Here is a 9,060-nt window from a genome sequence, read left to right as displayed (position 1 = left end):
CGTGCCGAGTGACCCCAGCGTCTGGGGACGGGCATCTCGTTCCTCTATCCCGACCCTCACGGACACACCTCGTACCGACTGAGCTTCCGACTGGACGGGCGCCTCTTGGATTGGAAGTCATGGGTGGTCCCCCACACCTCGTACCAACTGACGGTCGACGCTCCTGGCGGATGAGGTCCCTCGGGGGCCTCAGTCGGTATCGGGTGTCTCCAAGGGGGCGTAATTCCCGAACTCACTCTGTCTGCTTGACTCGGTATCGGGTGTAGGTGAGCTGCGGATTATCTTATATAAATGAGTATAGAACGTATTTTCAGAGCGATATTAGCCATAATATATCGCGGTCACTCGGTATGGGGTCGGTGGGTTTTTGCCTGTGGAACGAGGTGTACCCGGTAATGCCGGATGCTGACAGCATCTTCGAGACTGGCGACATCTTCGCAGATCGGGAACTCGTGCGGGTCGGGCACGTTCCCGAACTCGACCGGGTCGTCGGTCGAGACGACGAGGTCAAAGCGGTGGGCGGAGCCCTCGGCCCAGCTACCGAGGGCGGTCCCCCAGAGACGACGATCATCTATGGGAAGACGGGAACCGGGAAGTCACTCGTTGCGAGGTGTGTGACTCGAGAAGCTCATCGGACGGCTACGGAGAACGGCTACTCGCTCCAGTATGCCTACGTCGACTGCTCAGATTACCAGACCGAGACCCAGGCGAGTCGCGAGATGGCGCGAGGCTTACAGACGAATCTCCACGAGGACGCAGTTACGGAGAACATCCCGCGCAAGGGCATCGGCGCCCCGGACTACCGCGACATCACCTGGGAGCTGCTCGACCAGAACGATGTCCAATCATTCGTCGTGATACTCGACGAGATCGACAAGCTCGACGGAGAAGACCTCCTGCGGAGTCTCTCCCGGGCGCGGGAGAGCGGCAAGTCGGAGGCGTTCATCGGCGTCATCTGCATCAGCAACAAGATCGCGTACCGCGACCGGCTCAACGAGCGCGTCGACTCGTCGCTTCAGGACAACGAACTCGTCTTCGACCCGTACGATGCCGACCAGCTCCGGAACATCCTCGACCACCGGCGTGACGCGTTCGAGGACGGCGTGCTGGAGGACGGCGTCATTCCGAAGACGGCAGCCCTGGCCGCCCGTGAACACGGTGATGCGCGGAAGGCGGTCGATACGCTGTACGAAGCCGGACGACTCGCCGAGAAGGAAGGGGCCGCGACGGTCACCGAGGCTCATGTCGACGACGCGCTCCGGCAGGCCGAAATCAATCGGTTCCAGAAGCTCGTCAGCGGGCAGCCGCCGCACGTGAAGTACATCCTCCGCGCACTTGCGCTGCTGACGGAGTCGAACGACCAGACCGCGTTCCGAACGGCGGAGGTGTACGAGGCGTACCAGCGCGTGGCCGAGCGCCTCGACGCGGACCCACTCTCGTACGACCGGGTGCAGCGGCTGCTGAACGAGCAGGCCTTCCTCGGCATCACGGAGAGCGAGTACACGGGCGGTGGACCTGGCGAGGGGAGTTACCGGATCCACCGGCTGCTGCGCGACGCGGATGTCGTGGTCGAGGCGATCGACGGGCAGTGAGTCGGGCTAGAACGCAGTCGATCGCCGCCGATGCAGTAGGGGCATTCTCGGTCCTCGTGGAGGGCTTCTGGAGGCCCTCTCTCCTGTCTCACTCCTGAACCATCGATTCGATGCCCGCTTGCAGTGACACTCGGGGCTCGTAGTCCAGCAGCTCGCGGGCCTTCGAGATGTCCGCGACGCTGTGGTCGATGTCGGCTGGCCGTGGTTCGGTGTGGACGATCTCCGAGTCCGTGTCCGTCGCTTGCTGGATCGTCTCGGCGAGGTCGAGGACGGAGGTTTCGGTGCCCGTGCCGATGTTGAACGCCTCGCCGACGGCATCGGTGGTGGCGGCACGCAGGTTGGCCTGGACGATGTCGTCGATGTGGACGAAGTCACGCGTCTGTGAGCCGTCGCCGTCGACGGTGATTGGCTCGCCGTTCCGGGCCTGTTCGAGGAAGATGGGGATGACGCCCGCGTACGCGCTGTCGGTCTGGCGGGGGCCGAAGATGTTAAAATAGCGTAGCGCGACCCCTCTCGAGGCCATAGAGGTCGTGGTAGCACCGGGTGTAGTGGTCGGAAAATGGAGAGTGTAACGGTCGATGGTCAGCTTGTCGATGCCGTAGTTTTCGTTGGGAATACGATTGCTTTATTCTGGGTTGTCGCAGAGCGATTGCCGCTCGATACGACTCCGTAGGCCATCACGAACCTGCCTCCGACTCGGTCAGTGGAATGACCCGCAGTTCACCGAAGCCTAATCGAGAATGCGATCCGACTCGTGTAAGCCCGTTCCGTGCTGTCTCGACCGGACAGTCACCCGCGTATTCCACGACCTGCCCATGGTCGACAGTCTCCAGTCGGTGGACCGTTCCCGAATCCACGATTTTCTCCTCTCGGAAACGGAGGCCGTCTCTCGATTCGTCCCACCACCAGGGGACCGGGACATCGTTCGCCCCTGGGTATCCACTGCTGGTAACGAACGGTGTCACCAACCGTATCAGGTGTGTCTCAGCCTCATCCAGTCTGGTGAAGTCTAGTGCATCGAGATCGACTGTCTGGGTCGCTTTCAGGGTTGCTTCCCCATAGCCGTAGTTTCGCTTCGCACCGAACTGGACCATCCCGAGCGACTCCTCGGACACCGGAAGTGTCGAGGGGTTGTCGGCGTGCAGATACGCGTGAATGTACCAGCGCGTGGTTAGCTTCTGCCGTTGATGTTCGGGTGGGCGGCCTATTATCGTCTGATGAGCCAGTGTCGGGTGGCCACCGTCGACCCGGAGACCGTGGATGTTCAGCGCATCCCTCGCCCGGGAGTCAAGCAGCCACCCCTGGTCCGGTTCGCGGTGGAGGAACAGGTCATCGTACGTCTCCACCGCTGGTAGCCCCGCACCGAGGTACGGTTGACTCCCGGACTGGCTGTGGTTTTCGGGGAACGTCCCGAACTGCCCGGGGACGAACATCCCGTGTGATGCCTTGAGCGATCGGGCTGTATCCGTGTCGAGGTTCTGGACGAGGGCGTTGAGGATGGCGTTTCCGGACACGTAGTAGGGATGTCCGATGTAATCCATCTCGAGCTCCCAGAGTACCTGCTGAAGTACCGTCATCGGTCCGGACACCCCCCCTGGAAGTCCTCGATGTACTGGAGCGCCGTGCTCCACGCGCGGATGCGCCGGAGGTTGGCATCCAGCGTCATGTCCCACTTCTTCTCATCTGTCCGGAGCGGGTGGTCGGTCAGTCGGTTCCACGTCGACGCCCACGATCGACAGAGGCGGCTCCCGAAGCGGGCAGATGGACGACCGTCGTCTGTAGCGATACGGAGCGAGAACTGCTCACCGGCGTACACCGTTCGATGCGGAACGATTGTCTCTGCTTCGTCGACGACCAGTCGGAGGTCGCCGAATCCCTGCCCGTCTCGGTAGTGGTGTAGCAGCGCCGCAACGAGCAATGTATGATACTTCAGGGACGTGTACGGAAAGGCAACCGCTTCGTTGTACATCGCCGCGACATCGCTCTGTAGCCACTGCTCGTGGGCTACATCGGCTTCGGAGAACGTGATGAGGTCCTCGACTTCGGCAGCGACGTTCAGTCCAGCGGTCTCGCCTGTCTCGTGAACCGGATTTCCAGTCAGGAGCGACAGTCGATAGGGGGACCGGTGGGTCGGAACGACTGGCTCCCGTTGTTCCAGGGGACGCGAGAGTGCTGCTGCATCGCCGTCAGCACCGCAGGGGACCTGTTGATTGACCTCAACGCCCGCGAACTCTTCCAGCGCGTTGTCGTGCGTGCGGCCGTTGAATTTGTGCGTGTCATGGCGGTACACCGCCAGCATTGTGGCCGTCATGAGTCCGCCGCGATTCGCTCCTCGAGTGCTGCCACGAATGCGGGTCGGAGGTCGTTCTCCCATTCGTCGTGCTTCTCTAGCATCGACTCTGTGGGGCGTTTCGTCCGGTCGAAGACACGCTTGAGTTCACGCTCGGTGTAGAGCGGATTCACCAGCGAGCAGTCGACGATGCCACCGCCGAAGTTCCGGGCTCCACCGAGCTGGTGGAGCATGTCGGTCTGGTGAGCGCCGAGGAAGTCGATCGCCTCGGCGAGGAGCCCGACGAATTCGGGCTTTCGCTCCCGGAAGGAGAGGTGCCACGACCCATCCAGATTGGCCACCGCATCCAACTCGGTGTTCCGGAGGGGTTCGCGCCCGTCATCCGGGTTTCGGGAGACGATGTTCCGATTCAGGCGGCGATAGTGACCTTCGGCCTGCCCGCGGGTGTAGTCGACGCTGGATCGGACGGGGGTGAACGAGATCGGTCGGCGCATGAACTTCCCCGGCCGGTTACTGAACCCACCAAAGAGGTCCAGAACGATGCAGCCGTTTCCATCGTCGTCTAGACACGCGCCTTTCTCGTGGTATCCCGATTCAAGATCACGTGAATAGACGCCCTCTTTCAGGAAATTGGCGTTCGACTCACCGGGATGGCATGGGGTGGTGCCCCGTTTCTGTACGACTTTCTCCATTCCATGTCGGAGCCAGCCGGAGAGACTGAACGAGGGGATGATGCCGCCGATCTGGTTCTGCGGGTCATCGGCATCGTAGTTGCCGTTCGACGCGTGATGGCGATCGGTCATCAGGCTATCTCCGATCACCAGCAACTCGGTCTGGAGTCGGACGTACACATCGTCCGGGTACGTCTTCTCGGCGAAGGACTCCGAAATCATACGGACTCCCCCGCTGGTTTCCTGGCGGTGACTTCTTGCCGCTGACTGCCGTTGGTTCGCATGCTGGGTTCTCCAGCACAGTCGAAGGGTGTTCCAGCACCCTCGACGCTTCTGCGCCGTCCTGTGCCTACTACCTAGTGTGACGGGCTGGTACTTAATGGTTGGCTCTGGTGCTAATGTTAGTATTGGTGCTAACTGCCGGTGTGAGTGCTAACTGGGAAGTGGCAGGCGTGCAGGGAACGACTCATGAGCAAATATCGGGCGATACTGACGACAACCGACCGAGAGCGAATCAGCGGCGAAGCCGACGTGTCCGAAGCGAAGCGGTATCAGGCAGTTTCTCGAGTCAGAAGCCGTATTGAGGAGCTTGGGACTGATGTTGAGTTGCTTGAAGCACACCATCCAGAGTTGCTTGCGGAGCTGCGGGAAGTCGTCTGTGAACCGAGGGAAGAAGAGGAATGAAGGGGTGAAGGGATACTCTGCGGGGCGCTGCTCCGGTGGCGCTCGCGGAAGCTGTTTGGTTCACTCCTCACTTTCGTCTTCGTCGCTGTCCTCGTCGTCGGGAGAGCCGTATGTCTTCTTCGGCTCGTCGAGGTCGAGGACGACGAGGGACTCCTCGTCGTTCCACTCTGGGTCGTACTGCGTGGTGACCTCCGGGATGAGGTCGTAGCGCTCGAGGAACGCCTTTGGGGCGATGGTGCCGCCGGAGTCGGACTTGCTGACGGTGTAGGCCGCCTCGTCGGCGTCCTTGTCCGCGACCGGCTCGATGCCGACCTGGTTGGCGTCCTCGTCGTAGTACATGACGGCGCCGTCGTCGTCTTCGAAGAACGCCTCGATGGCGGCCTGGTTGACGCCAATGCTCCCCGACTTGCGGATGGAGATCATCGGCTCGGTGCCTGCCGGGCGGCCGCGGCCACTGCCTGCTTCATCGAATTTCTCGAAGCCCATATCAGTTATTGATTTACATTGCGTATTGTTCTTTGGGTTAGTTGTTAGATATGGATTATACCATATCCATCCAGATTCAGTGAATGAATTAGATTGTGATTAATTTCATTATTGCGGTGTGGACACGTGGTTGGCCGGAAACGCATCGACACATCGGTTGGGGGGATACCTCGTACGCTGACACTTCCCTAGAAGACCGTGTCACCGACTACCTCGTACAACCCCTCCGAGACACCCCGTATCAGTTGACCATCGCGGAGATGGCGGGTTCAATCCCAGGTATAGGCCAGCACACACATTCTCTGTTCGAATTTCTAAAGAAGTTACCTGGAAATATATGACTCTCTGTTGCATTATTTTAGTGGAAAAGGTCCACAGTATATATCTTGAAATATATCAATCCAAATTCAATCGAGTTCAGAAAATATTTCTTCTCTACCTAATAATCCCTGTATGCTCTCCCAGGTATATGTGGTTAGAATACGTTCTTTAGCCGACTTGGAAATTGAACTTCGTTGATCTTGACTCGACAGAAGTCGATTGACTTCTTCCGCCATTGAATCTGGCTCATCGGCGACGATTACTTCATCATTGACGGTAACGTTCAAGCCATCTATTGCTTTGGACGTAGCAACAACTGGAGTACCAACACCCATAGATTCAATTACTTTGTTCTGAATACCACCACCATATCTCATAGGGGCAACAGACACCATACTTTTTGAGATGTATTCATAAGGGTTATCTACAAATCCTGTAACATCAATTGACTCTCGATTCTGAAGTTTCTTTATTTCCATGGCTGGATCCTTGCCTACAATCTTGAAATGGACGTTTGGGTTAACTTGTTTGATTTTTGGAAATACTTCGGAGGCGAAAAAGAGAGCCGCATCTATGTTTGGGTGGTATGACATATCTCCAAGAAAAGATACCCAGGGGCGGTTTCCATCAGTGGATAAGTCTGTGATATCTTTGGAAACTCCATTTGGAATCACCCGGATATTAACCTCATCCGGATTTGAAACGTTTCTAACGATGGCATTCCGATCGGGCTCCGAAGTTATTAGAGATAAATCAAAATCGCTAGCAATTTCCGCTTCGTATGATTGAAGCCTTTTAGACTCAATTTTATATATGAATTTCCAGATAAAGTTGCCGATATTATCCATCTGGTCATAACTAATCGACATCGCATCCACAAAGTCAATAACTTTGCCCCCTTCAAAATTATATGCATATGGGGCTGTTGCCGGGTGATTACAATATATTATGTCAAAATCTCCATTATTATCTTGGATCCAGCTCGATAGTTCGGTAGACCGGTATACACTCGTCTGGAGCGGCTTACTTGAGAATATTCCCTTTATCCCCGAGAGACACATCTTTATTGACGACTTTCTAATATGATGGTAGTTACCCAATTCGGAGAGGGCTTGAATGGCTTTATCTGAGGGGCTCTCGTCACAAATTGAAACAATATATACTTGATGTCCGATCTCGTGGAGAGCCTTTGCCATATTATACATACGGACCTTGGCCCCATCTACGGGAGGAAATGGGATCCGCGTACACAAAAATAGTATCCGGCTCATGACTCACTTGGAACACTCAGACGGTATTTACGTTCCGGTAATCAATTAGAACCGGCACTGTCTATAGTAGTGGTTAGAAGTAATTACTCACTTTTGGAACGGAAAGTTGGTCGAGAGCGGTATCGATCGCGGTCGTCAGCTCGTCGAGCGAGTCGAAAAAGCGGTTACTGAGAGCGGCTTGAAGCTGTCTCCAGCATTCTTCGACCGGATTTAGCTCCGGCGAATACGACGGGAGCGTCACGAAAGCGAGGTCGTCACGGGCCGCGAGGTCCGTGACGGCCGACGTCTGAAAGTACGGCGCTCCATCCAGGACGATGAGCAAATCATCTTCGAATTCGTCACATAATGCTAAGATGAAATGTTTCGCATGCTCGGCGGTGACGTACTCTTCGAATCGGGAGAAGAAGCGATCACCGTCCTCGGTGATCGCACCGAGCAAACACGTCCAGTCGCGTTGGCCCGAAAGTTCGACCGAGGGCCGCGTGCCGCGCGGAAACCACGCGGCACGCGGCTCGACCTGGACGGATTTCTTGGTTTGATCGATACAGACTACGGTGGCGTCCATCTCCCGCCGCTTTTTTTGAACTCGTCGTAAAACTCGTCTCGTTCGTCTGCGTCAGCTTCGGCGGCTGTACGGCGTGGTTTCTGGTAGCTCAATCCCGCCTCTTTCAACAACCGCCGACAGCTCGGGATTGAGTACTCCACGTCGTACGTGTCTTCGAGAAATTCCTGGGCAAGCGCCGGCGTCCACGCCGGCGCGTTAACCCCGACCGCTTCAGGTGGGTCGTGAACGGCTTCTTCGAATTCTTCTTGTTGTTCTCCTGAGAGCTTACGTTTTCTCCCAGTTCGTTTATCATCAGACACAGCCTGCTCAAGCGACTCGTCTGTGTCGAGTCGCTTGAGCCAGCTGTAGATCGTTCGCCGCGGCACGTCGTACCACTCCGCTAGCTCGGTTTGCGTGACTCCGTTCTTGTACGCAATCGCGGCCAGGAGCCGTTGTGTCGGCTTCTTTCCGTCCACGTTGTCGAGGGCGTCTTGCAGTTCCTCGACAGAGATCTCGTCGAGATGGTCCACTACCTACTCCAACTGTCCCTGAGCAGAAAATTCTACCGACTACTATAGTTTAGCACTTCTTCAGCCGGCGTTCGTCCGTCGAGCGCTTGATGCGGTCGTTGTTCGTTGTAGTATTGCACGTAGTGAGAAATCGATGCACTGTTTGAGTGTGTGAAACCACTTTTCGATGAGGTTTCGGTCGGTGTAGTCTACCTGACCGCTCAGCCCTAATCGATTGAAGGCAGTCCGATAGCCGAAGGAATCCGCCAGAAACGTGGTGTTCGTGCAGTCGTGGTTTTCACGGAGTCTGTGGAGGAACGCAGCCGCTGTATCGGTGCCGTGCCGCTTGAAGATCTGGGCATCGAGGATCAACTTCGTGTCGAGGTCGATTGCAGCGTTTACCCAACACAGGTCGCCGTTGATTCGGACAGCAGTCTCGTCAACCGCGACCCGGGACGGCTGCGCCGTCGGCGGGTCAGGACTGCTGTCAGTCATTCGATGAACCATTGAAAGATCGCCTGATGCGAACGTTCCACGCCGAGAGCCGCGAGAATCGCTTCTGTTTCTCTGAGTGGACACCCAGTCGCGTGCAGCCAGACGGCGAACCCCCTGACGGGCGTCGCTGTCCGCTCACGCTCCCAATATTCATCTAACTCCCCGTTGTAGTCCTTCTCGAGCAGGTCTGCGAGCAT

Annotated in this window: 9 protein-coding genes and 1 pseudogene; 2 read left to right on the top strand and 8 right to left on the bottom strand. The window is 57.0% G+C overall.

From position 1 onward, the window contains the following. Positions 1 to 395: 395 nt before the first annotated feature. Positions 396 to 1,592, top strand: a complete 1,197-nt coding sequence (locus tag P2T62_RS15655) for a Cdc6/Cdc18 family protein (protein WP_276258004.1) — start codon at positions 396 to 398, stop codon at positions 1,590 to 1,592. Positions 1,593 to 1,680: 88 nt separating this feature from the next. Here the strand turns inward: P2T62_RS15655 and P2T62_RS15650 are convergent, their stop codons facing one another. The 4 genes from P2T62_RS15650 to P2T62_RS15635 all read right to left on the bottom strand — a co-directional run bounded on the left by P2T62_RS15650 (position 1,681) and on the right by P2T62_RS15635 (position 4,775). Then, positions 1,681 to 2,172, bottom strand: a complete 492-nt coding sequence (locus P2T62_RS15650; RefSeq protein WP_276261631.1) for an NAD-dependent epimerase/dehydratase family protein — start codon at positions 2,170 to 2,172, stop codon at positions 1,681 to 1,683. Between the two features lie 97 nt (positions 2,173 to 2,269). Continuing rightward, positions 2,270 to 3,169 (bottom strand): hypothetical protein, encoded by a 900-nt coding sequence (locus P2T62_RS15645; RefSeq protein WP_276258003.1) that lies wholly within the window; start codon positions 3,167 to 3,169, stop codon positions 2,270 to 2,272. Then, on the bottom strand, positions 3,166 to 3,903 hold the full coding sequence (locus tag P2T62_RS15640) for a DUF8168 family protein (protein WP_420028378.1): 738 nt from the start codon (positions 3,901 to 3,903) through the stop codon (positions 3,166 to 3,168). Before P2T62_RS15640 ends, P2T62_RS15645 begins: the two co-directional genes overlap by 4 nt. Then, entirely contained in the window at positions 3,900 to 4,775 is an 876-nt protein-coding gene (locus P2T62_RS15635) for a hypothetical protein (protein ID WP_276258001.1), read from the bottom strand. The genes P2T62_RS15640 and P2T62_RS15635 overlap by 4 nt, the downstream gene beginning before the upstream one ends. 246 nt (positions 4,776 to 5,021) lie before the next feature. Between P2T62_RS15635 and P2T62_RS15630 the strand changes: the two genes are divergently transcribed. Continuing rightward, on the top strand, positions 5,022 to 5,237 hold the full coding sequence (locus P2T62_RS15630; protein WP_276258000.1) for a hypothetical protein: 216 nt from the start codon (positions 5,022 to 5,024) through the stop codon (positions 5,235 to 5,237). Between the two features lie 60 nt (positions 5,238 to 5,297). On the opposite strand, the gene P2T62_RS15625 is transcribed toward P2T62_RS15630, so the two are convergent. From P2T62_RS15625 to P2T62_RS15610, 4 genes and pseudogenes are all read right to left on the bottom strand, one after another. Next, on the bottom strand, positions 5,298 to 5,723 hold the full coding sequence (locus tag P2T62_RS15625) for a hypothetical protein (protein WP_276257999.1): 426 nt from the start codon (positions 5,721 to 5,723) through the stop codon (positions 5,298 to 5,300). Positions 5,724 to 6,130: 407 nt separating this feature from the next. Further along, entirely contained in the window at positions 6,131 to 7,315 is a 1,185-nt protein-coding gene (locus tag P2T62_RS15620; protein WP_276257998.1) for a glycosyltransferase, read from the bottom strand. Positions 7,316 to 7,388: 73 nt separating this feature from the next. After that, a protein-coding gene (locus P2T62_RS15615) for an IS630 family transposase (protein WP_276257997.1) occupies positions 7,389 to 8,389 on the bottom strand; the annotation gives its coding sequence in 2 pieces (ribosomal slippage) (positions 7,389 to 7,900 and positions 7,900 to 8,389; 1,002 coding nt in all). A gap of 32 nt (positions 8,390 to 8,421) precedes the next feature. After that, a pseudogene (locus P2T62_RS15610) lies at positions 8,422 to 9,060 on the bottom strand (IS6 family transposase).

This window comes from Haloglomus litoreum (assembly GCF_029338515.1).
Lineage (GTDB): Archaea > Halobacteriota > Halobacteria > Halobacteriales > Haloarculaceae > Haloglomus > Haloglomus litoreum.
The sequence above is the reverse complement of the archived record's forward strand: the minus strand, read 5'-3'. Positions and strand labels throughout refer to the sequence as shown.